The organism is Vagococcus sp. WN80Y (genome assembly GCF_059621045.1).
In genome coordinates this window covers 60,596-84,632 of record NZ_JCAQHY010000170.1, presented here as the reverse complement: position 1 = coordinate 84,632, position 24,037 = coordinate 60,596, and the positions used below count along the sequence as shown (strand labels likewise).

General features: G+C 38.9%; 24 protein-coding genes. 12 read left to right on the top strand and 12 right to left on the bottom strand.

What is annotated here, in order from left to right; all coding sequences use genetic code 11:
* Nucleotides 1–139 precede the first annotated feature (139 nt).
* From AC5KOD_RS18160 to AC5KOD_RS18150, 3 genes are read left to right on the top strand one after another with little or no spacing between them, the layout of a single operon-like run.
* Complete coding sequence (locus AC5KOD_RS18160; protein WP_496916006.1) at nucleotides 140–1,294, top strand: efflux RND transporter periplasmic adaptor subunit; 1,155 nt, start codon at nucleotides 140–142, stop codon at nucleotides 1,292–1,294.
* Nucleotides 1,287–1,967, top strand: a complete 681-nt coding sequence (locus AC5KOD_RS18155) for an ABC transporter ATP-binding protein (RefSeq protein WP_496916005.1) — start codon at nucleotides 1,287–1,289, stop codon at nucleotides 1,965–1,967. Before AC5KOD_RS18160 ends, AC5KOD_RS18155 begins: the two co-directional genes overlap by 8 nt.
* Complete coding sequence (locus AC5KOD_RS18150) at nucleotides 1,964–3,169, top strand: ABC transporter permease (protein WP_496916004.1); 1,206 nt, start codon at nucleotides 1,964–1,966, stop codon at nucleotides 3,167–3,169. The genes AC5KOD_RS18155 and AC5KOD_RS18150 overlap by 4 nt, the downstream gene beginning before the upstream one ends.
* A 72-nt stretch (nucleotides 3,170–3,241) precedes the next feature.
* Here AC5KOD_RS18150 and AC5KOD_RS18145 read toward each other — a convergent pair whose 3' ends face one another.
* The 9 genes from AC5KOD_RS18145 to AC5KOD_RS18105 are packed head-to-tail and all read right to left on the bottom strand — an operon-like array spanning nucleotide 3,242 to nucleotide 11,392.
* Nucleotides 3,242–4,312 carry a galactitol-1-phosphate 5-dehydrogenase gene (locus AC5KOD_RS18145; RefSeq protein ID WP_496916003.1) on the bottom strand — a complete coding sequence of 357 codons (1,071 nt, stop codon included), beginning with the start codon at nucleotides 4,310–4,312 and terminating at the stop codon, nucleotides 3,242–3,244.
* A 21-nt stretch (nucleotides 4,313–4,333) separates the two neighbouring features.
* Entirely contained in the window at nucleotides 4,334–5,008 is a 675-nt protein-coding gene (locus AC5KOD_RS18140; RefSeq protein ID WP_496916002.1) for a ribulose-phosphate 3-epimerase, read from the bottom strand.
* 18 nt (nucleotides 5,009–5,026) lie between these two features.
* Complete coding sequence (locus tag AC5KOD_RS18135; protein ID WP_496916001.1) at nucleotides 5,027–5,455, bottom strand: RpiB/LacA/LacB family sugar-phosphate isomerase; 429 nt, start codon at nucleotides 5,453–5,455, stop codon at nucleotides 5,027–5,029.
* Nucleotide 5,456: 1 nt separating this feature from the next.
* On the bottom strand, nucleotides 5,457–6,119 hold the full coding sequence (gene rpe / locus AC5KOD_RS18130; RefSeq protein ID WP_496916000.1) for a ribulose-phosphate 3-epimerase: 663 nt from the start codon (nucleotides 6,117–6,119) through the stop codon (nucleotides 5,457–5,459).
* A gap of 19 nt (nucleotides 6,120–6,138) precedes the next feature.
* Nucleotides 6,139–7,200, bottom strand: coding sequence for a zinc-binding dehydrogenase (locus tag AC5KOD_RS18125; protein WP_496915999.1), 1,062 nt, complete (start codon nucleotides 7,198–7,200; stop codon nucleotides 6,139–6,141).
* A gap of 47 nt (nucleotides 7,201–7,247) precedes the next feature.
* The gene (locus AC5KOD_RS18120) at nucleotides 7,248–8,519 is read right to left on the bottom strand and encodes a PTS galactitol transporter subunit IIC (RefSeq protein ID WP_496915998.1); all 1,272 of its coding nucleotides are present in this window, start codon (nucleotides 8,517–8,519) and stop codon (nucleotides 7,248–7,250) included.
* 43 nt (nucleotides 8,520–8,562) lie between these two features.
* Complete coding sequence (locus tag AC5KOD_RS18115; protein WP_496915997.1) at nucleotides 8,563–8,847, bottom strand: PTS sugar transporter subunit IIB; 285 nt, start codon at nucleotides 8,845–8,847, stop codon at nucleotides 8,563–8,565.
* Nucleotides 8,848–8,862: 15 nt separating this feature from the next.
* Nucleotides 8,863–9,321 carry a PTS sugar transporter subunit IIA gene (locus AC5KOD_RS18110; protein WP_496915996.1) on the bottom strand — a complete coding sequence of 153 codons (459 nt, stop codon included), beginning with the start codon at nucleotides 9,319–9,321 and terminating at the stop codon, nucleotides 8,863–8,865.
* 4 nt (nucleotides 9,322–9,325) lie between these two features.
* Complete coding sequence (locus AC5KOD_RS18105; RefSeq protein WP_496915995.1) at nucleotides 9,326–11,392, bottom strand: BglG family transcription antiterminator; 2,067 nt, start codon at nucleotides 11,390–11,392, stop codon at nucleotides 9,326–9,328.
* A 411-nt stretch (nucleotides 11,393–11,803) separates the two neighbouring features.
* Between AC5KOD_RS18105 and AC5KOD_RS18100 the strand changes: the two genes are divergently transcribed.
* The 3 genes from AC5KOD_RS18100 to AC5KOD_RS18090 are packed head-to-tail and all read left to right on the top strand — an operon-like array spanning nucleotide 11,804 to nucleotide 14,016.
* On the top strand, nucleotides 11,804–12,706 hold the full coding sequence (locus AC5KOD_RS18100; RefSeq protein WP_496915994.1) for an ATP-binding cassette domain-containing protein: 903 nt from the start codon (nucleotides 11,804–11,806) through the stop codon (nucleotides 12,704–12,706).
* The gene (locus tag AC5KOD_RS18095; RefSeq protein ID WP_496915993.1) at nucleotides 12,699–13,421 is read left to right on the top strand and encodes a hypothetical protein; all 723 of its coding nucleotides are present in this window, start codon (nucleotides 12,699–12,701) and stop codon (nucleotides 13,419–13,421) included. The genes AC5KOD_RS18100 and AC5KOD_RS18095 overlap by 8 nt, the downstream gene beginning before the upstream one ends.
* A gap of 31 nt (nucleotides 13,422–13,452) precedes the next feature.
* Nucleotides 13,453–14,016: a hypothetical protein gene (locus AC5KOD_RS18090; protein WP_496915992.1), complete on the top strand. Its 564-nt coding sequence runs from the start codon at nucleotides 13,453–13,455 to the stop codon at nucleotides 14,014–14,016.
* Nucleotides 14,017–14,079: 63 nt separating this feature from the next.
* Here the strand turns inward: AC5KOD_RS18090 and AC5KOD_RS18085 are convergent, their stop codons facing one another.
* The gene (locus AC5KOD_RS18085; protein ID WP_496915991.1) at nucleotides 14,080–14,514 is read right to left on the bottom strand and encodes a NusG domain II-containing protein; all 435 of its coding nucleotides are present in this window, start codon (nucleotides 14,512–14,514) and stop codon (nucleotides 14,080–14,082) included.
* 300 nt (nucleotides 14,515–14,814) lie between these two features.
* Here AC5KOD_RS18085 and trhO point away from each other — a divergent pair, with 300 nt between their 5' ends.
* The 3 genes from trhO to AC5KOD_RS18070 all read left to right on the top strand — a co-directional run bounded on the left by trhO (nucleotide 14,815) and on the right by AC5KOD_RS18070 (nucleotide 18,026).
* The gene (gene trhO / locus AC5KOD_RS18080) at nucleotides 14,815–15,780 is read left to right on the top strand and encodes an oxygen-dependent tRNA uridine(34) hydroxylase TrhO (RefSeq protein ID WP_496915990.1); all 966 of its coding nucleotides are present in this window, start codon (nucleotides 14,815–14,817) and stop codon (nucleotides 15,778–15,780) included.
* Nucleotides 15,781–16,117: 337 nt separating this feature from the next.
* A complete protein-coding gene (locus tag AC5KOD_RS18075; RefSeq protein WP_496915989.1) occupies nucleotides 16,118–16,915 on the top strand; it encodes a DUF817 domain-containing protein in 798 nt (265 codons plus the stop codon).
* A 172-nt stretch (nucleotides 16,916–17,087) separates the two neighbouring features.
* Nucleotides 17,088–18,026 carry a N(5)-(carboxyethyl)ornithine synthase gene (locus tag AC5KOD_RS18070; protein ID WP_496915988.1) on the top strand — a complete coding sequence of 313 codons (939 nt, stop codon included), beginning with the start codon at nucleotides 17,088–17,090 and terminating at the stop codon, nucleotides 18,024–18,026.
* A 63-nt stretch (nucleotides 18,027–18,089) separates the two neighbouring features.
* On the opposite strand, the gene AC5KOD_RS18065 is transcribed toward AC5KOD_RS18070, so the two are convergent.
* Nucleotides 18,090–18,770: a DsbA family oxidoreductase gene (locus AC5KOD_RS18065; RefSeq protein ID WP_496915987.1), complete on the bottom strand. Its 681-nt coding sequence runs from the start codon at nucleotides 18,768–18,770 to the stop codon at nucleotides 18,090–18,092.
* Nucleotides 18,771–18,920: 150 nt separating this feature from the next.
* Between AC5KOD_RS18065 and AC5KOD_RS18060 the strand changes: the two genes are divergently transcribed.
* Together AC5KOD_RS18060 and AC5KOD_RS18055 are read left to right on the top strand one after the other, a co-directional pair.
* Nucleotides 18,921–21,272 (top strand): helicase C-terminal domain-containing protein, encoded by a 2,352-nt coding sequence (locus AC5KOD_RS18060; protein ID WP_496915986.1) that lies wholly within the window; start codon nucleotides 18,921–18,923, stop codon nucleotides 21,270–21,272.
* A 26-nt stretch (nucleotides 21,273–21,298) separates the two neighbouring features.
* Entirely contained in the window at nucleotides 21,299–21,802 is a 504-nt protein-coding gene (locus tag AC5KOD_RS18055; protein ID WP_496915985.1) for a MepB family protein, read from the top strand.
* A gap of 68 nt (nucleotides 21,803–21,870) precedes the next feature.
* On the opposite strand, the gene AC5KOD_RS18050 is transcribed toward AC5KOD_RS18055, so the two are convergent.
* Nucleotides 21,871–22,494, bottom strand: a complete 624-nt coding sequence (locus tag AC5KOD_RS18050; protein ID WP_496915984.1) for a histidine phosphatase family protein — start codon at nucleotides 22,492–22,494, stop codon at nucleotides 21,871–21,873.
* Nucleotides 22,495–23,084: 590 nt separating this feature from the next.
* Here AC5KOD_RS18050 and AC5KOD_RS18045 point away from each other — a divergent pair.
* On the top strand, nucleotides 23,085–23,933 hold the full coding sequence (locus tag AC5KOD_RS18045; RefSeq protein WP_496915983.1) for a YitT family protein: 849 nt from the start codon (nucleotides 23,085–23,087) through the stop codon (nucleotides 23,931–23,933).
* The last annotated feature ends 104 nt before the right edge of the window (nucleotides 23,934–24,037 follow it).

Here is a 24,037-nt window from a genome sequence, read left to right as displayed (position 1 = left end):
AACCATCACTTTGTGAGTGATAATCCATCCCTTAATCCCAACCTTTCAATTGTGTAAGTTTAATGTTAGCTGATTGAATTTCCTGAAAGTATCTTTCTGTTTATAATTTATTTTATAGATAAAGTAGGAGGAAATAAAAATGGTGAAAAGTAAAAAATTCAAATTAATCGTTGGCGGTATTTTAATAGGTGTATGTGTCGGAAGCTATTTTTTCTTTTTTTCCTCGTCTAAACAAGATGAACCAAGCTATAATGCTTTTACATTGAATCAATTGGATGCACTGGTTTTAAAGGGAGAAGTTAAAGCGACTCAGAGCCAAGATATATTTTATGATCAAACTCTAGGGACTCTTGCAGATATTCCTGTGAAGCATGAACAAGAGGTCAAGAAGGATGACGTGTTGCTTAATTATCAAAATGGGGAAGCTCAAACAAGGGCTGATCAGCAGCAACGGGCGGTTAATAAAAGTAGTCTTTCAGCTCAACAAGCCGAACAAAATTTAGGTAGGGCACAAGTACGTTCTAATGAGGCTCAGGCTAGTTTAGATCAAACGAGAGCGGAGTTCAATCGTGAAACAGACCCAGAGAAAAAGGAAGAATTGCGTGGGAAGATCGAGCAACAAAAAACAGAGGTAACAGCGGTTGATAATGAGGTGATTCAGGCTCAGCAAGCTCTTGACTTGGCGAATACAGACGTCAATGATGAAGTAGCTTCGTTAGAAACGGAGCAAGGAAAAACGACTTCGAACGTTAAAGCCACTCTTGATGGTGTGGCGATGGTGAACGAAGCGGGCAAAAAATCGTTAGAAGTTCCGTTGGTTCAGGTGTTAAGTAAGACGAAACAAGTCAAAGGGGCTGTGACTGAATATGACTTAAGCAAGTTGAAGGTTGGACAAGAGGTCAGCGTAACATCCATTAGCTCAAGCGAAACGGCTAAAGGGAAGATTAGCGCGATTAATCAATTGCCAACGACTAAAAATGGAAGTGAGTCAGAAATTCCTACTTATGAATTTATTGTAGAGGGTGAATTCAAGTGGGCATATGGTTCTTCTGTGCAGGTCTCACTACAACAACCAGATTTAATCTTACCTGAAAATTCAATCGTAACGAAAAAGGATAAGAGTGTGATTTACGTCTATAAAAATGGACGTGCTGAACAAACAGAAGTCAAGGTGAGCGAGGCTCAAGGCGGTAAGAAAGTGGAATCTGGTGTATCAGAAGGCGCTAAAATTATTAGTAACCCCGATGAAGCTTTGACGGATAAAGTAGAAGTGCAGGTGGTTGAAAATGATTAAATTAGAGCAAATCAATAAATACTATAGCTTGGAAGAGGAGCAGCTACATGTATTGAAAAATATTAATTTTGAAATCAAGGAGAAAGAGTTTGTTGCGGTTATGGGCCCCTCTGGTTCAGGGAAATCAACATTGATTAATCTAATCGGATTTATTGATAAGAAATTTGAAGGGACGTATTTATTTGAAGAAAAGGAAATCACAGATTTCTCGGATAAAGAGTTGTCTGCTATCAGAAATAAATCAGTGGGCTTTGTTTTTCAAAATTTTAGCTTGATCGAGAATAACACGGTGTTTGAAAATATTGAACTGCCCTTATTGTATAATGGATCAGCTTATACGAATACGAAAGAGCGAGTTCAGGAAGTTTTAGCAAAGGTTGGCTTAGCTGATAAAGGAAGTAAATACCCTAAACAGTTATCTGGTGGGCAGCAGCAACGTGTCGCCATTGCGCGGGCAATTGTGAATTCACCGAGATTTATTATAGCAGATGAGCCAACAGGTGCCCTAGATTCTAAAACATCAGAGGATATTATGCAGTTGTTTCAAGATTTAAATAGGGATGAAGGGGTAACGATTATTTTAGTGACTCATAATCCAGAGATGGTCTCGTATTGTGACCGGCTGATTCGCGTAAAAGATGGTGAAATCGTTGAAGAGGAGCTGATTCAATGAAAAATACCGTTATTTGGAAAACAGCCTTAAAATCCATTCTTAAAAATAAAAAACGCAGTTTCTTAACAATGTTTGGGATTATTATTGGGATTGCCTCAGTGATAACGATTGTCTCGATTGGGAATGGCTTCAAACGGGACATGATTGATAAAATGTCGATGACCAATACGAATAAAAATGTTAGAAATATTACCTTCAATTATTACGATATCTCAAATGCGTTTGATGAAAATGAAGTGTTTAATAAAGGAGATCTAGATTTAATTAAACACGTTGAAGGGGTACAGAAGGTTGACTTCTTTAAACCAAAACAAAAACTAACGGAGCGTCAGGTTGAGCTGTTTATTCGCGGAAAGAAAATGACAAAAAAGGTTGAAAGAGTCGAACAAACATCTGCTGATTTATTGGTGGGTCGTCAAATTGAACCTAAAGACAGTGATACTTTGAATAAAGTGGTTGTTATTGACGAGGTTTTAGCGCAGAAATTGTATGGTAAGGCAGATGCTGCTTTAGGAAAAGGCTTTGAGGTGACAAATGAAGTCTTTACAATTGTAGGTGTTACTGCGAGCCAAAGTGGCACGTTGTCTATGGATAATCAAGAGCCCTTAGCTTATTTTCCAATAAAAAGCTATGACCATTATTTTAGTAAACCAGAGACACAATCCATTTTAAATCTGGAAGTTCAAGCTGGTCAAGACCAAGAAAAGGTAACAGCTGAGGTTTTAAAGCAGCTTAATTTTAATGGGAGTTTAAGGAATATTGGTGAATACGAGCCGTATAATCCAGCCTCAAGTATAGATGAGATGGGGAGTATTTTAGATAATTTAACTCTCTTTATTTCAGCAGTAGCAGGAATCTCATTGTTTATAGCTGGAGTTGGGGTGATGAACATGATGTATATCTCGGTATCTGAACGAACTAAAGAAATTGGAATCCGTCGTGCTTTAGGAGCAACGGAAAAAGATATTAGAAAACAATTTCTAACAGAAGGATTGACGCTGACCTTACTAGGTGGATTGATTGGCTATTTATTAGGTATGATACTAGGATTACTTTCATCGATGTTTTTACCTTTCTCTGTTCGTCCGGATTTATTTACAATCGGCTTGGCAGTAGGGATTTCCATCTTGATAGGAGTTGTCTTTAGCTATATGCCTGCATCAGCAGCGTCTAAAAAAGATTTAATTGATATTATGAAATAAAATGATCAGAAAAGACCGAAACAGATACTAATTGTTTCGGTCTTTTCTTTTGAATCGTGATAAAAAGTAAGACTATCCTCTTGCCGGAAAAAACATCACCTTACCAAAATGTTCTTCTCGATTATGTGTGATTCGATCAAACATAGCGGGGCCTTCTTTTAGGGTTAGTCGATGACTAATCATTGATTTGACTTCTAAAGCGCCAGAGGCTAGTGCTTCTACTGTGGCTTCCCATTCCTTTCCGGGAAAAGGAGCAGAGATAGCATTCCAAGATCCTAAAACGGTTAATTCATTTCTGACTATTTTTTCAAAATAAAAACGTTCGATGTTTATGTCTGCATAAGGGATGCCTAAAAAGACGATGGCACCTCCTTTTCTGGCATAGCTATAGACTTGGGCAGAGGTGATTGGAGAGCCTGCTGATTCAACGACACAATCAGCGCCAAGCCCTTTAGTGAGGCTATGGATTTCTCGAATGGGTTCCATCATAGCAGAGTTAACGATCGCTGTAGCGCCAGATTCGATAGCTGCGGCGAGTGCTTCTTCATTGATATCAACGGCAATGATTTGATTGGCGCCTAATAATTTTGCCCATTTTATGGCAAGCAGGCCGATATTTCCGCAACCGACAACCACAACGTCATCTCCTGCGGTGACATTCATACGGTAGTAGCCATGAAGTACCACTGAGGAAGGCTCAATCATCGCAGCTGATTCATAGTCGACTGTATCGGGAATAGGGACCACATTTTTTTCAGGCAGTCGAATAAACTCTGCATAGCTTCCTGGGTGTCTTGCGCCGATGACTGTTAAGTATTCACATCGTGCATATTCGGCTTTTTTACAATAGTAGCAGTCTTCTTGGTCGAGGTCTTGGCAGACGAGAGTGGGACAGCCTGTTACTCGGTCTCCCACCTTGACTGATGTGACGCCACTGCCGATTTCGACTACTTTACCAGAAAATTCATGTCCCCAGATCATACCTTCTACGTAAGGCCCGAGCTTTTTATAGCGAGAGAGGTCTGATCCACAAATGCCTACGGCTTGCACATGGATGATGACATCTTGTGACTTCTCAATAATAGGCCGCTCTGCTTGTTCAAAGCGTAAATCTTCTTTTCCATATAATTTTAATGCTTGCATCCTATTTCCTCCTTGTTGAGATCAGCTTTGGGTACTTGTAAAGGACTGCTCAACTTTTCTGACTTTATCACGGTAAGAGTCCTTATCTTGGTTAAATAATGCAGATGTTCCGACAACGTAAAGATTGGCCCCGAGAGGGCTAATCTTTTTGACGGTTTCTGCGTTAATATTGCCATCTACTTCGATGAGTGGTTTGTTTGTTTGTGTTTGCAAGTGTTGATTGAGTTGTTCGATTTTTTCTAAGACGGTCCAATTAAAGGGCTGACCAGCAAAGCCAGGTTCAACGGTCATCATCAGCACTAAATCAATGCGATCTAAGTAAGGATATAGAACCTCAACAGGTGTCTTGGGGCTAATGGCAACTCCTGCTTTGATGCCATAAGCGTGAATTTGCTCAAGTCGCTCACGTAAGCTATCTATCGCTTCGTAATGGAAGGTGAGATAGTCTGGTTGTAGGGGAGCGAACATGTCAATGTATGTTTCGGGATCTTCACAGGCGAGATGAATATCTGTTGTAAAGTCTCCTCGTTGGATGATTGGCTCTAGTATATAGGGCCCCATCGCCAAGTTAGTGACGAATGTCCCATCCATGACATCGCAATGGAGCCAATCAATTCCAGCGTGCTGTAATTTATCTAGTTCTTCTGCTAAATGTAGTGGATCACCACACATAATTGAGGCAACTACTTTCTCCATGTCGCTTTTCCTCTTTTCTTATGAGTCTTGTGTCAGCGCTATTTTTTTGTAAGCAGCGTCGGGCTCAGTTTTTAGCCATGATTCTATGATGAGTTCGGCGTGTTCAATACCTAATACGCGAGCACCTAGGCACAAAATATTAGCATGATTGTGTTCTTTTGATTTGATGGCGCTATAGACATCGTTGGCCACGGCTGCTCTGATAGTAGGATGGCGATTGGCTACTAGTGACATGCCAATACCCGTGCCACACACTAAAATGCCTAAATCAATCTCTCCTGTTAGGAGGAGCTGACTCATTTTTTCCGCGATTGAGACATGACTTGCTTTGACTTGATCGGTATCACAGCCGATATCAAGCCAATCGATCCCAGATACCGAAACATCTTTAATCGTTCGTTGCTTCAACTGATAGCCTGCGTGGTCTGATCCTATTCCTACTTTCATTTCATCGCTTCTCTCTTTGTATTTTTTTTAATTGATTGATTGGAATGCCTCGGTCTGTTTCGTTAAAAATATAGCTACCTGCAACTAATACATCGACACCAGCAGCGACACATGCCTTAGCAGTCTGCTCGTTAATTCCACCATCTACTTCTAATAGAAAGCTTAATCCCATGTTTTGTCTCATCTTATCAATTAGAGACAGGTTGCGGAGTGTTCCGTCTATAAAAGCTTGGCCGCCGTAGCCTGGATTAACAGTCATCTGCAACACTAAGTCAACTTCAGGTAAAATGGCTGCTAGGACTTCTGGCGATGTTCCGGGATTGATCGCAACCCCGGCTTTAACGCCTTGTTCTTTAATTAATTGAATGGTGCGATGAATATGAGGACAAGCTTCGTAATGAACGGTGATAATCTCTGCTCCTGCTTTAGCGAAGGCTTCGATATAAGCATCTGGGTTAGCAAACATTAAATGACAGTCCAATCGGGCATTTGTTTTTTGATGAATCGCTTTGACAACATCAGGACCAAAGGTGACATTTGGTACAAAGTGTCCATCCATGCTATCGACATGAATATAATCTGCGCCACTTTCACAAACATCTTTAATTTCTTGGCCTAATTGGGTAAAATCTGCAGCTAAAATGGAAGGGGCTATGAGTGTCATTTGGTGACTCCTTATCTAGTTATTTGGTTGACTCTTTCTGCCAGTCTAAGTTTGATTCCAATAAAACCTTAATTTCATTTCCAGCCATTACAGCTTCAAAGGCGTCTCGCCATTGAGTTAGCGGATAAATTTTGGTTATCATTTTTTCAATTTTTATTTCTCCACGAGCGAGTAATTGTAGAGCAATTACCCAAGATGAGGGCTTTTGAGAACGGCTGCCGACATACTCTATTTCACGTTGAATAATCGCTTCTTGATTCATCGAATTCATCTTTTCACCAAAGAGTCCGACTTGTACAAAAACACCTGCTTTACTTGTTAAAGGAAGGGCTTGATTGACAGCGCCAATAGCGCCGGAGCAGTCAAAGACACGGTCTACTCCGTATCCTTGAGTGACATTCATCACAATGGCTGCTAGGTCTTCTGTCACAGTATCTACGACGATGTCGATGCCAATCTCCTTTGCCAAGGCAAGTCGATGATGATCCTGAGTGACGCCAGACATAATTACAGTGGCTCCTTGTGCTTTGATGACTTGTGCTAATAATAGCCCAATCGGTCCCGGTCCAATAACAAGAGTGACATCTCCCTCGTTAATGGTTGTTTTTTCGAGAGCGGCATGAACACAGCAGGCAAGGGGTTCAGTTAAGGCGGCCCCTTGATAGGAGACACTTTCTGGTAGTATGTGACAGCTTTCTTCTCTTGATAGAACAAAATCAGTCATACTTCCATTAGCTTGTGTGCCTAAGCCTTTACGATTTGGACACAAATTATAATTTTTTGATTGACAGAATCGGCATTTGCCACAGGTTTCAAAGGTGGTTTCACTTGTTACACGATCACCAATTTTTATTTGGGTGACATCTGGACCGATGGCGACGACTTGGCCAGAAAACTCATGACCTAAGATGACAGGCGTTGTGGCATTATTATATTCTCCTTTGAAGGTGTGAATATCAGACCCACAAATGCCTGTGTAGGCGACTTTTATTTTGACACGGTCGCCATAAACTTCTGGTTCAGGTACCTTAGATAATGACATGTGATCATATCCGAGTGCTTTTTTTACGACTGCTTTCATTTTTTTCCTCCGATCGTTCTTACTCGTTTATCTTTCCAGCTAGCTAGTTAGTTAAAGAAAGGGGCAACTAGTTGAGAAAGTTTCAAGAATAACCATTTCAGTGACGCACCACCTGTATCTAATGAGCTAATTTGACTGCCTAGTTTTGAAAATTGATCTAAGCCTTGCATCATTTCAGTATGGACAGGAGCGAAGTTTGTTGCCATTAACAGCGCTAGAGCGATCACAATTGTTCCAGTAATAACCGAGTGGAAGATATTTCCTTTTCTGGATGCCACGATATAAGCGGTATAGAAAGGGATGGATGATAAGTCACCAAAAGGTAGCACCTTGTTGCCGGGGATGATGACGGCCAGTAGGAGCGTTATTGGCACAAGGATTAAGCCAGTCGAGATATTAGCAGGGTGACCAATTGCTAAAGCAGAGTCTAGACCTAAATATAATTCCCGATCTTTGTAGCGTGATTGTAAAAAGGTACGGGCAGATTCAGAGATAGGAATTAAGCCTTCCATTAAAATTTTCACCATTCTTGGCATTAAGAGCATAACTGCTCCAAGTGAAATACCTAATTGTAGGGCTGCTCCTGGATCGTATCCGGCTAATAATCCGATGACAATCCCGATGACTAAGCCCATCATCATAGGTTCTCCAAAGACACCAAAGCGTTTTTGAATGGTTTCAGGAGAGATTTCAATGTCCTTTAATCCAGGAATCTTGCTAATAACCCAACCAATTGGCATTCCAATCAATCCGTAAGAGACAGTTGAACCTGTTGGCAATGAAATACCTGGTAATCCGTAGAATTCTTGAACCATAGGAGCGGCTTTATCGGCAATTTTTAGTGTAATAATCTCCATTAGGATTGCTACAAAAATCGCCCAAATAAAGCTACCTGTTACAATATAACCGACGGCTCCAACAGCCATAAAATGATGGAAATTCCAAATATCAATGTCTAGCGTTTTGGTAAATTTGATAAAAATCAGAAATAGATTGACGGCGATAATAATCGGAATTAAAATGGCTGCTACTGGTGATGCCCACGCGGCAGCCGCAGCTGACGGCCAACCAGCATCGATAACTGTCAACTCTAGCCCAAAGCGCTCGACCATTTGTTGCGCGGCAACGCCTAGATTATCTGATAATAGGCCAACGACTAAGTTGATTCCCACGAAGCCAATTCCAACTGTAATGGCTGATTTTAGTGCTTTTCCCGGAGTGAGTCTGAAAAATAAGCCAATGATAAAAATGGCAATTGGTAAAATAACTGTTGGTCCCAACCCTAAGACATACTGAATTCCATTTAACAATGATTGCATCTTTTTTCCTCCTTATTAAACTACCTTTTTTTACTGGTGGTGACTATGATTTTAAGGCACTGATAATTTGGGCATCCATTTCCTCCATTCCGATTCCTGTAATGTAGGAGGTTGCTACAATAGCAGGGATCTCATAAGTTGTTGGTAAAATAGTTGTAGAAATAATTAAGTCTGCTTCTTTTTGTAAGGATTTTGCTTCGACTATCTTTATTTGCTGAATATCTGCTTCAATGTGGTTATCTTTTAATAATTGCTCAATGCGATTCATAACCACCGTTGATGTTGCGATTCCTGCTCCACATGCGACTAATAAACGTTTCTTATTCATTTTTATATTCTCCTTTTAAATAGTATTTTTTTCTAAGATTTTTAATAATGACTGTCTACTTTTTTCTTCTAACAAGCCTTTGACGAGAGCCTCATCTTGAATTACCTTCATCAGTTGTTGTAAAACCATTAATTGGTTGTCGGCTTTTTTTAGCCCTAGAATAAACACAAGGCTAACAGGCACTTCCACTTCGATATTATCCATTGATTTGAATAGAACGGGGTGAGTCAAGGTGGCGACTGAGATAAATTGCTCGGTAATGTATTCTGGATCTGTATGAGGAATAGCCACTCCATAATTCCCTAAATTTAAACCCGTTGGGAAAGTCCCTTCTCGTTCTTTTAATTTCTCAACAAATTGACCAGTTCCATAACCTTTTGCTGATATTTCCCCACCAATATCTTCAAAAAAAGCATCGCTATTTGGATAGCTTTTATTTAAAAATACAAGGGTTTGATTTAAAAATTCGATCATCTATTTAGTTCTCCTCCTCTGATTTTTGGTAGCTATAAGTGCTAATCCGCTCAGCAATTTCTTTAGTCGATGCGGTTTTAAGTGTGTGTAAAAATATGGCATCGTCTGCTATTTCTAGTAGCTCAATTAAGGCTTTAAAATGGGCCTTTTTATTGGGTGAAGCAATCATCACGATAAATGAAATGCTTTTTTCCTTTTCGTAAATAAGCGGTTCCTCTAAAATCAGTAGACTCATACCCAGCTTGGTTGTTTTTTGTGGGCTACTGTGGGGAATTGCAATATTTTCTCGTAAGACAATCTGGCTTTTTAGTACGGGTTGTTCTTGCTTAATGGCTTCTAGATAGTTGTGGTCAATTAAGCCTTTTTTAAGTAGCGGTTGACTTACTAGATCGAGCCCTTCAAACCAGCTGTTTACTTTCGTTACTTTAATAATCATTTCTTCTTGCAGAAGAGTTGCTAGGTTTTTTCGTTCTTCTATCTTGTCTTCATTCTTAGAGGTGTCGGCAACAGAGAAAACTTCGAGGAGGTCTTTTCTTAACTTCTCTCGATCTAAGTCCTTTGCGTGTTTTTCTGCTGTACTGATAATTTCTTCAATCGTAATGTTGATGCCACCGAATTGATATAAAACGGACATTACTTTGTTTCTGAGGCTGATAATATCTAAGTCTTTTGAGAGATCAGATACAAAGAAGACTGGTTTATCAGATTCTAGCGGAATGGAGGCGAAAATCAGATCATAGGGCTCCGAGGTTTTCCTCATTTCTTTTAGAGACATCGGCGGGTAAAAAAATAATTCAGGGAAGATTTTTTTTAAAGAATGCTCTAATAAATTAGAAAATGAAATGCCATTTTGGCAAACAATAATTCCGCGAAACTTGGCATCTAGTTGATTTGACTGTTCTATCAGGTGACTACCAATAAGCATAGAGAGAAATCGTGTTTCAATTTCAGGAAGTTGAACTCCCAGATAGTTAATAAGTGGTGCCATGGCTTCCTTAATCAGATTGTGAATCGGTTCATACTCATCATCTAAAGATGGCACAAGTTTGTAATCAGTAGTGAGTTGATACTTGATACGGTAGTACGCTGGTTTAAAGTGTATGAAAATTTTATTTACTAGCTTTTCTTTATTGCTTAAAGTAGTGAAAGCAACACGCTCAAATTCATCTACGAAAGTAATGATCGCCTCTCTTAATTGTGGCAGCTCCTCTACTAGTGGCTGTTCTGTTTGATAGACATTGCTAGATAGTAAATGGAGAGTAAAATATAGTTTCTCCTCTTCAGATATGATGGTGTCTTTAATTAGGACATTAACTGCATCAAATTCTCGAGTATCTGCAAGTTCATGATAATCAATAAAAAATATACCGTTTACATCATGACCCAATTCAATTCTAAATAGAATACCAAGCACAATATAAGGTAAAACAGTTGTTTTGGTGTCGACAAAAAATAACTCGAGTTTCTTTTCCACTTCTTCCAAATTTTGATTGATTTGGTTATAAGAGTCTTCTGAAATTTCCATAAAGTAGTTTAAGTATCGTTCACCATCTAATTGATCCATTACATGATTAATGGAATGAATCATCACATTGCGAATATCCCATTCTTTGCCAATAATTTCATAACCAGAAACCCGAGAGTAGTTAATTGTTACGTTGAAGGGTTTGATTATTTTTTTTGCCTGCTTTAGATCGCTTAAGACGGTATTTTTGCTGATCTTGAATTCATACGTAAAGAAATTAATTGAGAAATCAGCTTGGCGAACCAACATAATCAAGATCATCAGTGTCGCCCGATCAACAGAATCAGAAACAAATAATTCTTTTGTACTGTGACCTGTTGGAGAGTTGAAAAGGCTGTAGATTCTTTTATCAAGGCTGAACTTACCTAAGGTAGTTCGAGTGATAATTGGAATATCCCTGTCGATTAATAGGTCATTTATTTTTTTGATTGAATAGTCAATTTGTCGCGTCGTTAGATTATGCCGGTCTCTTAATTCATCTATTGTGACAGTGTCATTTTTGACAATATCTAGCAATAAAAGCTTTGATCGATCATCGACTTTCATTTTTATATTCCCCCTAACACTTTTTAGTATAAGCGATTATCCACTAGTTTTGTTCACGCTTACATCCCAATTGTTTGTGATTTCAAAAAACAAAACTGAGCCGATTGCTAAATTTAGTGCATGAATAAGCATGGTATTAAGTCAGAAAGCCTCGTTACAGACCCTCCTTTCTTCTAATGGTTTCACAAACAAAGAACCTTAAATGACTATTATATCAATGATGTGAGGAACCTACAGTTTTTTTATGAAGGGGCTAACTGACTTAAGAATTGACTTAATAAAGGCTTAATAATTCAATTAATAGTTTTTTTAACTTCTCTCGTTATAGTAGTAATTGTAAGAGAGAGGCACACAAACATAATTAAAAACGCTAGTCAAACACGCGTTTTACTATAAAGGGAGTTGGAAGAAATGAATCAAGCGACAATTGTTAGCACATCAAATTTAGTTAAATCTTATAAGGCACATAAGGCAGTCGATTCGGTCTCAATGACGATTAATAAAGGTGATATATACGGCTTTATCGGAAAAAATGGTGCAGGTAAAACCACCTTCATTCGGTTGTTAACGGGACTAATCAATCAATCAGCAGGCGAGTTGACGTTTAATTCAACTGGCAAAATGAACATTGGAGCTGTAATCGAAGGACCAGCCTGCTACCCCTATCTAACTGCGGACGATAACCTGATGTACTATGCAGTACAACAGAATATTCCTAATAAAAAAGCGCGGGTTAAAGAAGTCTTAGCTTTTGTTGGGTTAGCCAAAACGGGAAAAAAATTATTTAAAGATTTTTCATTAGGAATGAAGCAACGTTTAGGCATCGGTTTAGCAATCTTAAATAAGCCAGATTTTTTAATCTTAGATGAACCAGTTAATGGCCTTGATCCTCAAGGAATTGTTGAAATCAGAGAGATTATCCAAACTCTTAATCAAGAGCATGGTACAACTATCTTAATTTCTAGCCATATTCTATCAGAGCTATCTATGATTGCGACGCGTTATGGAATTATCAATGAAGGGAAATTAATCAAGGAATTATCGAAAGAGCAACTGGAAGATGAGTGTCAAAAATCGCTGCTACTTAACAGCTCAGATAATCAAAAGGCGGTAAGTCTTTTAGAGGAATCAGGTTATTCTTGTGACTTGTCTGATCAGGGTATTCAGTTACTTGATATTGAAAAAAGTCAAATGCCACTTATTGCAGAGATATTGTATCAAAAAGCTGTTTACTTAGTTGAAGCAGCTCATCGTGAAGAAAACTTAGAAGATTATTACTTAAATCTAATTAATGGAGGAGTCAAGCATGTTTAGTTTAATCAAATCAGATATTTACCGTATCATCAAAGGGAATTTAGGGGTAATTTCATTGTTAGGAATCACTACGTTAGCTATTTTTATCGGTGTCATGTCAGGAAAAAGCAATTCTGCCGAAGCCTTATCTGGCGGCCTTTCGGTGGGAACGATGGTGTTACCGATTTTCTTTACTAATATTTTTATGATTACATTTGGCAATGATTATTCTTATCGAGTGGTTAACAATTCATTAATTTCAGGGATTAAGCGTTCGACTTATTATTTTAGTAAAGTGGTATTAACCTTCTTACTGGCTATTGTTTATGTCTTTGTTTTTTCATTAGTGTTAGTCGTAACCTTGAAAGTGACAACAGGTGAGTTGTTGGTAGTCGAAGCAGCTAAGATTTTTATAGCTCAATTGCCACTTTATATAGGCGTTAGTGCAATCGGAATTGTCTGTTTTAACTTAATTAAAACACCATATATTGCAGTTGCAGCCTTTGTTTCCTTGGTTTTTGTGGGAGATAATTTTATCAGCATTATCGTATCAAATTTTGTGCCAAAGTTAGAAAGTATTTTAGATACCTTGATTTTCACTAATTTAGGAAAGTTAGTAGGGGTTAACGATATTTCTACTCACTCATTAATGACCATTATTATTAGCTGTGTTGTTTATTCAGTGTGTTTTATTGCTATCGGGTATCGCTCAGTTAAAACAAGAGAATTCAAATAAAATTTATTACTTATAGAGGAGATTAATTAAAATGAAAAAGAAATTACTTATTTTTGTCGCTGGATTATTGGTACTAGGTGGGATAGGTTATAGCTCAATTGTGAGTGCGAAAACTACCGAACCTGTTACACAAATGTGGGATTTTAAAGGAGGGCAGGTTGATACGATCAAGCTAGACGCGGGGACACAAGATGTGAATGTGGAGCTGATTGATTCGGAGTCTGACACGACAACAGTGGAATTAATTGGCAAGGTCTCGTCGTCTGTTTCTGAACTGCTAGGAGAGGCGACAGTTAAAGATGGTAATTTAACGTTGCCGTTGGGTTCTCATGGCTTTCAAATAATGGTAACATCAGAAGGGAAAACACCACTAACTGTCAGAATTACAACTAACTTAAAGCAACCATTCAAAAAATTAGATGTTGACATGATTATGGGGAAAGTGACTGTTTTAGTTCCAGAGGCCTATCAAGGGAGTTATGAAGCGAAGATTTATCAAGGTGATAGCAAAGTCTTGGGAGTACCTGATACGACTAATGATATGGCTAGTTTAATTAGAGTGTCAACGGCTGATGATATCTTGATTCATAAATAAAAATGAAACACGAGCTCAGTATTTTTATACTAGGCTCGTGTTTGTTTGTGTAGAATTGATTTTCTAATACGTGATAATCATGTCATCATCAGGATCGTCTGACACACCCACGATTTCAATGACGAGACGGTGAGGTAAGCAGATGCTGGTTTCTCCAGGCTTGCTGATCCAACCGGTTTTAACAGCGATTTGATCGGGACTGTTGTCTTCCTTGACGCGAATTCGTGTGCCGTCAATTTCAACGATATTGTATTGTTTTTTTGAGGGGTGATAGGTAACGAGTTTGTATTCAGTGTCCTCAGACAAGGTAAACCGATCCACTTCCTCCCCATCAATCGAGACAATAGCGGTCGTTTGATTGGTACTGATAGTTGTTTCTTTTTGAGTAATAGCAAAGACAGCATAAGGGGCAAAGGATAGAATCAGCAGTGCCACAATGATGATACCGTCGAACAGTTTAAATTGTGTTCTTATTTCGTTCCAAACTTTCCAAAACATGGTTTTCGCTCCAATACATGAGGGGTTAAACATAAATGTCTATAGTCTAGATTAACTAGAAAAGACCAATGAGTCAACTATTTCTTTATAATTTGCTTAAGTTCACCATTTTTTTGTGAAATAGGCAATAAATTTGATGTTTTAGTAGTAGTTACACTATAATTTTAATGAACGAATTTTTTAGCTTGTTTCCAGTGTGTACGTTTTATGAAATAGGGAAAGCTAAGATAATTATGAGTTAAATGATGTAGTGTTGTAGAAAGAATCTGGCAGCACTGGTTAAAATTGGGAGGAATTAAGTTGAAGAAGTACCAAGTGTTATTATACTACCAATATGTTCCGATTGAGAATCCGGAGCAATTTGCGAAAGAGCATCTAGCGTTTTGTCAATCACTTAATCTTAAAGGTCGTATCTTAGTTGCTGGAGAAGGAATTAATGGGACTTTGTCTGGCTTGACTGAGGATACAGAGCAATACATAGACGCGATGCATAATGATCCTCGATTTAAAGAAATTCTTTTTAAAATCGATCAAGCAGATGAGCATGTCTTTAAGAAGATGCATGTGCGCCCTCGTGAAGAGATTGTGTCGTTAAGTCTTGAAGCGGATATTGACCCTCATGAAGTGACCGGAGAGTATTTGTCTCCTCAGGCGTTTCGTGATGCATTGCAAGATGAGAATACTGTGGTTATTGATGCTCGTAATGATTATGAATTTGATTTAGGCCATTTTCGTGGGGCTATTCGCCCAGATATTCGAAACTTCCGCGAGTTGCCTCAGTGGATTCGTGATAATAAGGAACAATTCATGGAAAAACGTGTTGTTACCTATTGTACAGGTGGTATTCGCTGTGAGAAATTCTCTGGTTGGTTAGTTCGTGAAGGGTTTAAGGATGTGGGGCAATTAGATGGTGGAATTGCTATGTATAGCCGTGATCCAGAGGTTCGTGGCGATCTTTGGGATGGCATGATGTATGTTTTTGATGAGCGTTTAAGTGTGCCAATTAATCATGTGGAGCATGTCGTGATTGCCAAGGATTGGTTTGATGGTGAGCCGTGCGAGCGCTACTGTAATTGTGCGAACCCTTATTGTAACCGTCAAATGATTGCCTCAGAGGAAAATGAGCATAAGTATTTACGTGGCTGTTCATCTGAATGTCGTGCCCATGAAGCGAATCGCTATGTGGTTGAGCACGGCTTGACTCATGACGAATGGGAAGCATGCTTAAATGTATTAGGTGAGAGTTTGGCAAAAGAGACAGTGTAACTTGATGCGTTAGTGATAGCGAAACTGGGGCATGAAGTTAGTTTATGCAACAGTTCTTATTTTTAAGCCCATAGAAAATAGAAGTTAATGTAATGATAACGCAGTGAGGGTGAGACTTATGTCTCACCCTTGTTTTATGCTATATATATGTATTCCAAAAATCTATTCAGGGTACGTCATTTTGACATGGCTCTTTTTTAAATTTTTCTAAATAGGTTTATATTTTTAGTAAACAGGTCGTTAATTAGTAAAGGGCTCTTAATGTCTCTTATCAGGTGTCTAAAAACCGTTAAACTGATGGTAGGTTAGTATGGATGAACTTATGAGGAGGAAGAAAATGGAAGCTACTGAAAGATTAGGGATGAAAAAAGGGCTGAGCTTGTTCTGGGTATTTGGGGTGAATCAGATTCGTTGTTGTGTTTTCCCAGGGTTAATATTTATAGCTCTTGGTTTGACGAAAATTACGGGAATCCCTGGAGTGGCGAGATATGATCTGTTATTTATAATCTGTGTTCTTATACAGGTGATATTGTTGTTACTAAAATTTGAAACGTTAGATGAATTTAAGGTTATTATGTTATTTCATGTTATCGGTCTAGCTCTAGAAATATACAAAATTAATGTCGGCTCTTGGAGTTATCCTGAGCCTGGCTTGATAAAACTTGGAGGTGTGCCTCTGTACAGTGGGTTTATGTATGCGAGTATCGGTAGCTATATCTGTAAAGCGTGGAAGGTCTTTGAACTGCAATTAACTAATTGGCCAAATGGAGTGGCTGTTTGGCTGTTATGTAGCACGATTTATTTCAATTTTTATACCCATCATTATATCTGGGATTTGAGATGGTGGTTAATTGCTCTTGTATTTGTTGTCTTTTTTCGAACGCAGGTATCATTTAGAGTAAGTGATACCACATTGGCAATGCCGATGACACTGTCCTTTTTTTTAATTGGTTTCTTTATTTGGTTGGCGGAAAATATCGCCAGCTTTCTTGGCGCATGGGCCTATCCAGATCAATTGGAGCGATGGCGACCGGTTCATTTAGGCAAGATTACAAGCTGGTATTTATTAATTATTATCAGCATCATGTTGGTGGCAGAACTGAAACAAATTAAGCGTGAGCGAATAAAAAAATAATAAAATTAAGCTATTTTTGACAGATAAAAGGAAAGATGTTTAAGTGTCATCAGATGTCGAACACCTTTTATCTGTTTGTTTGTGTTAAATTAGAGGTAGTTATGTTAAGTTGGCCACCACGATCAGTCATATGGTTTCTCTGCTGCCTATTAGAAGAAGGAGTATACAAACAATGAATAGCATAAAAACGGTAGGATTCGTAATTGGGTCAAAGGAAAATGAACGTCGACGAGGGTTATTGCCAATTGATATAAAAGCATTAAAGTATCCATCTGCTCTTTATTTTGAAAAGGGTTATGGCGAGGTGATGCAGATACCCGATAAAGACTACCAGAGTCTAGGGTGCCATGTGGTGTCACGAGAGGAAGCGTTAGCCCAACAGATTATTTCTGAGCCAAAGATTGGTGATGCAGATTATTTAGCTGAACTAGATTCTAATCAAACAATTTTTGGTTGGATTCATGCAGATACCAACCCGAAGCGAATGGCGTTACTTGTTGAAAAGCACATCATTGCTTATGAATGGGCTGACATGAATAAGGAGGGTCGACATTGTTTTTGGCGGAATAATCAGCTTGCTGGTAGTGCGGCAGTAATTGATGCGTTTCGCTTGATTGGCAAGTTGCCTAAAAATAAGAAAGTAGCAGTGATTGGTAGAGGAAATGTCGCACAAGGAGCCATAGAAATTTTGGCGCAGCTTGGTGCAACCATTACTATTTATAATCGCCGTCAGGAAGCCTTACTTCGTCAGGAGTTGCCAACCTTTGATGTGGTTGTCAACGGAGTTGTTTGGGATAGATCACGTCGCGATCATTTAATTTATCGTGAGGATTTGAAGCGTTTAAAAAAGGGCACATTGCTAATTGATGTGAGTTGCGATGAACATGGCGCGATTGAAAGCTCAGTGCCAACGACGATTGATGTTCCTATCTATCAGGTGGATGGCATCTTTCATTACGCAGTTGATCACACGCCAAGTATCTTCTTTCAGGAGTCGAGTCAATCGATTTCAACAGTTGTGGCGGAGTATCTAGATGATTTAATGACGACTCAGGTGAATCAAGTTCTACAGGCTGCTCAGATTATCAAGAAGGGACAGCAGCGTCATTAAATAAATAGACTAGTAAAGAAGGATCGGGACAAAAGATTGTCTCGATCCTTCTTTCATTTAAGCTTAAACCTGACATGAACCATCGTCGCAACTAGGACCATTGATTGGTTGTGTCGTGGTTGTATCTTGATCGATCTGATTTAAGACAGATTCAAAGGTTGCAACGGGTTGTGCACCGCTGATAGCATACTGATCGTTAATCAAGAAAAAGGGAACACTTTGAACCCCAAGTTCTACGGCCTTTGTCTGGTCTACACGAACAGGAGCTAAATATTCTTGAGACGCAATAATGCGGCGTAAATCAGCCTCATTTAGGCCAACACTTGTCCCGAGGGCTACTAGTGTCTCTTCGTCATTTAAGAAGGCTCCTTTTGAGAAATAAGCTTCTAGAGTTGCTTCAACAAATTGATTCCCTTTGCCCTGCTCTTTGGCATACTGTGCTAATCGGTGAGCAGTAAAGGTATTAGTTGGTTGCATGGCATCAAAGTCATAAGTTAAGCCTGTTGCGGCGGCCATTTGAACTATTTGGTTGTTATTGGCTTTGGCTTGTTCATAACTTACGCCATATTTTGTGGCAATTAATTGATGAATATCTTCTTTATAGTGTGTGGCGGCTTGAGGATCAAGCTCGAAGCTATGAAAGATGATTTCCACGTTCTTATGGCCAGCTAAAGCTGTTTCTAGGTGTCGTTTGCCAATATAGCAGAACGGACAAGCAAAGTCGGACCAGATATCTATTTTCATTTATAAGCACCTCTTTTTTTATCTTACATTTAGTAAGTATTTATCGTTATTAGTTTAGGCGGTTTCCTAGAAAAAGTCAATGATTTGATTTGTGATATGAGAATGTATGTTCTATAATAGAAGAACAATGTATCGGTGAGGATGATGGGAATGGCGATAAAAAATCAATTATCAGTTCGGCGTTTGGTGGAATTTATCATGCGCAAAGGCAGTATTGATTCACGAGTAACGAGTCTGGATAATGCCATGGCAGAAGGAACTCGCCTCCACAATAAAATTCAAAAGTCGATGGGGCCTGACTATCAAAAAGAGGTCACACTATCAACAACTGTTCAGTTGGCTGAAAGGGAACTAGTTATTGATGGACGAGCAGATGGGATTATTCGTAATGATGAAGGAATCACTATAGATGAGATAAAAACCTCTGAGCGAGAGTTTGGAGAGGTTTCAGAAAATCAGCTAGATTTATATTGGTATCAAGCCATGTGTTATGGCTATATGGTTGCACGTGAGGAAGAGTTAAGTGTAATTCAGCTTCAGCTGACGTATATGCAAAACACGACTGAGGAGATTACGCGTCAAAAGAGAACTCATAGCTTTGCTGAATTAGAGGCATTTTTTCAAGACCTGATAAGTCAATATGAAGTCTGGCTAGTCTTTCAAGACAATTGGACGAGGATTCGCAATGCTTCGATTCAAGAATTAACCTTTCCTTATGGCGAGTATCGTAAAGGTCAGCGGGAATTGACAGTGGCGACGTATAAGACTATCTTATCTGAAAAGAAGCTGTACACTGAGGCACCAACTGGCACAGGTAAAACGATTTCTACCTTGTTCCCAGCGATCAAAAGTATTGGTGAAGGACAGAGTGAAAAAGTATTTTACTTAACAGCTAAGACGATTACTCGACAAGTGGCAGAGGATGCAATTGAGGGAATGCGCCGTAAAGGCTTGCAGCTGAAAAGTGTTACTTTGACGGCGAAGGATAAAATCTGTTTTCTCGATGAGCGTATCTGTACACCAGATCATTGCCCGTTTGCTAATGGCTATTATGACCGTTTAAATGAAGGGCTTTTTGATTTGTTAGAGCATGAGAATCAGTTTACTCGTGAGGTGATTGAAGTATACGCGCGGAAGCACACGCTATGCCCGTTTGAGTTATCATTGGATGTTAGTTTGTGGTGTGACACGATTATTTGTGATTATAACTATTTATTTGATCCAATTGTTTATTTGCGTCGTTTTTTTCAAGCGGACAAAGAGGACTATGTTTTTTTAGTTGATGAGACACATAATTTGGTTAATCGTGGCAAAGAGATGTTTTCCGCTAGTTTGTCTCGGAATCAATTTGCTGCGGTAAAAAAGACTCTTCCAACTGAGGACAAAGTATTGCGCCGCCGCTTGACTCGGGTAATAAAAGAATTTAAGCAATTTGAAGAGACGTGTGAAGATCGAGATTTTATAAAGCAAAGTGCCCCAGTGGATTCGTTGTTCAATCATTTATATCAGTTGAATGAGGCGGTTAAGGAGTGGTTGCCTCAGCATTTAAATAGTTTGGCTGAAAAAGAAGTGCTTAGCCTCTATTTCGAAGTGCTAACCTATTTGAAAATCAGTGAGCTTTACGATGAACGTTATATGACATATGTTGCTCGCCAAGAGAAAGATGTGGTGATTAAGCAGCTTTGTCTAGATCCGTCCTATTTATTAGAGAAAACCTTGGCGAAGGGCAAAGCGAGTGTGTTGTTTTCTGCGAGTCTTTCTCCCCTCTTTTATTATGCTGATGTGTTGGGCGGTAGTGAGGATGGCTTGACTTACCAGTTGGCGTCCCCTTTTGATCCACAGAATCAATTGTTAGTGGTTGCTGATTATTTGCAAACGACTTATCGTGAGCGAGAAAAAAGTGTCCCAGATTTGATCGCGAGTCTATCTGCTCTGGTGAAGGGGAAGGTAGGAAATTATATGGTCTTTTTCCCTTCCTATGCGTATTTAGATCAGGTTCTTTACGGATTTAGTGAAGCTCATCCAGAAGTCTTAACGCTGATTCAAACAGGGCAGATGAGTGAAGAAGAGCGGGAAGCTTTTTTGGCTCAGTTTGTCCCTAATCCTTCTTCTAGTTTAGTGGCATTTTGTGTGCTGGGTGGAATTTTTTCTGAAGGAATTGATTTAAAAGGGGATCGTTTAAGTGGTGTGGCGATTGTGGGAGTAGGTTTACCTCAGATGAACTTAGAGCAAGAGCTGTTAAAGGGGTATTACGACCAACAGAATGGTGATGGCTTTCAGTATGCGTATCAAATTCCAGGAATGAACAAGGTTCTACAGGCTGCAGGTCGGGTGATTCGTGATAGCCATGATATAGGAGTCGTACTGTTGTTGGATCAGCGTTTTAATACACAGCGGTATAAGCGTTATTTTCCACCTCATTGGAAACATAGTCAAATCGCTCATACTGTCGATCAGTTAGATCAACAAATTCTGCGATTCTGGCAAGAAAAGTCTTTATAAACGAGCATAAAAGTTAGGAGCGCGAGATGCATGAGTTTGAAACAAGTTTAGAGTTTATTCAACAGGAATTATACAGAGAGCATTTGATGCCCTTAGAGTTGATTCCTGAACCACAAAATAAAGACTATGGTGGCGGTCGGTTTAAGATAGGGGAATTGAGTATTCGTTACCGAGTAGCTAAGACAACTCCCAAAAAAATAGGGCAGTTTGTTGCTTTTTGGCAGAAAATCGCTGGCAAGAATTGTCCTTATTCTGCTAATGATGGTGTCGATTTAGTTGTCATCAATACGTTTGCGCATGGCCGTTATGGACAATTTGTTTTCCCACGAGAGGTCTTGATTCAACAGGGGATTTTAACTCAAGGAAAGCGCAAAGGCAAAATGGGGATTCGTGTATATCCGATATGGGATCATCCGACTAGTAAACAAGCACAGGCGACTCAGCGATGGCAGCTCCCTTATTTTATTGAATTTGGCCAAGAGATAGAGGGTGACGTCAAGGTGTTACGGCGGCTCTATTTATCGGAATGAGCATGGAAAAGTATTTAAATAATAAGAAGGAAGAGACCACTTGATTGGCTCTCCCTATCTTATCTGCGTTAGTTCATAAAGTTTGTATCATTCCAGTTGTTGACGGTCAATTTTTGACCGTTATCTGAGCTGACAACCGTTGTGACACTTGTATTAGCTAGAAAATCCCCTTTTCGAGTGTCAGCTAAAGGGACACCTTGCAGTTCCTTCAATAGTGTTTGGAGAAATAGACCGTGAGAGACTACTAAGATGGTGTCATTAGGGTATTTTTTTGCTGTTTCTTGGAAAACTTTTTTACCTCGTTCGATCATTGCTTTAAAGGATTCTCCTCCAAAATTACTAGGATCATAGAGATGAGGGTGGTGAACTAAATGTTGAAATTCGGGTTCGTGATGGTAATTTATTTCTGGCTGTCCATCCCAAGACCCGAAACGCATTTCTCGTAAATCATCGATTGTTTCTAAGTCAATTGCTGAAGTATGCTGTGCTAGAATCAATTTTGCAGTATCTTGTGCTCTTTTTTGTGGACTAACAAGTGCTTTTTTAAAAGGAATTGTTTTAAGATGGTTGCCAACCATGGTTGCACCAGCTCTTCCTTCTGCTAGTAGTGGCGAGTCAATATCGCCTCCTTGAAATGTTTTGCTTTGATTGAATTCGGTTTTACCATGGCGTACACAATAAAATACGGTCATAAAAATCTCCCTTTTTGTTATAGTTGCCAAATAAGACTCTAGGCTCTGTTTCATTATCTCTTATAATAAAGAGCGGAACAAGGTAAAAAGTCTAAGAGTGCACTAAGCAATCTTAGACTTTTAAAGGGGGGAAAGTTGTTGCTTACTTCAGCTGAAGTAGGCAACAACTTTTTTAAGAAAAGGCTCGTAAACAACTCGCTGCAAAAGATTATTCTTTATTTACTTGTTGTGTTCTAATCGTCACCTAATCTATTTATAATATTCCCATAATTAACTGAAAAAAACAAGGGATTTAACTGAAAAGTTCAAATTTTCTGACAATTATTGAAGTTAAGCGGAAATGTCATCGCTTCCTTTTTAAAATGAGAAGAAACGCCATTAGTTAAAGATTAAGTAGGAAGCCTATCAAATTAAAATGAGTTAGATGTGATTGACTTTCGTCTGAGCTCTTCGTTATAATACATATGAAGCACTATAAATAGAAATTTGGGATTTCCCATTTTTCTATTTTTTTATGTTCTTTTTGATGTTAGAAGAGCGTGAGATAAGGGCGGATTATTTCACGAGTTTTTATAGAATGGAGTGTTAGAATGTCAACTTTTATAACAAAGCAACGTCTATTAGATCTTTTTTATGTATTAGCGGGAGCCTTAGTCTTAGCGATCTCGATTAATTCTATTTTACTACCCAACCAAATTGTAGCTGGGGGAGCGAATGGTATTAGTATTATTTTAAATCATTTATTTGGTTTTGAAGTTTCGATGGTTTTATATATGATTAATATCCCACTGTTAGTATTGTGCTATCTTCTTCTTGGTAAGGAAGTTTGGTTAAAAACAATTGTTGGCAGTCTAGTTTACCCCTTTTTTGTGGCAATTACAGCTAATTTTCCTGTTTTAACACACAATCCATTGCTCGCTGGTATTTTTGGCGGTGTCGTGACAGGTCTAGGTCTAGGGTTAGTATTTAAAGGAAATGCGTCAACAGGTGGTACGGCTATTATTTCGCAAATTGTTACAAAGTATGTCAAGATTCCTATTGGGGTTGCAGTTTCTGTTGTTGATGGTTTTGTCATATTAGGCGCTTTACTGGCATTTGATGTTGAAATTGTTTTATATTCATTGATTTGTTTATTTGTAATCGGCCGAGTAATCGATTTAGTCCAGGTTAGCTTTGATCGCTCTAAGAATGTGTTGATTATTTCTAATTATGCGACAGATATTCAGAAGATGATCTTAGCAGAGTTGGATCGTGGTGTGACAACTATTCCTGTTAAAGGAGGTTATTCTCAAAATCAACAAGAGATGCTAATGTGTGTGGTCCCAGAAAAAGAATTTTTTGAGTTGCGGGAACGTATATTAGCAATTGATCCGCATGGTTTTGTTGTTGCTATGGCCGCCAGTGAGGTGATGGGAAAAGGGTTTAGTTTAGGACGTTAATAAAGTTGAAAGGGGCTGTGATATACATGACAGCCCTTTTTTTAGGATGAGCTTGATAAGGTAAAATAGTTGCTTTATTCTCACTTTCCTAGTAAAGTGAGAAG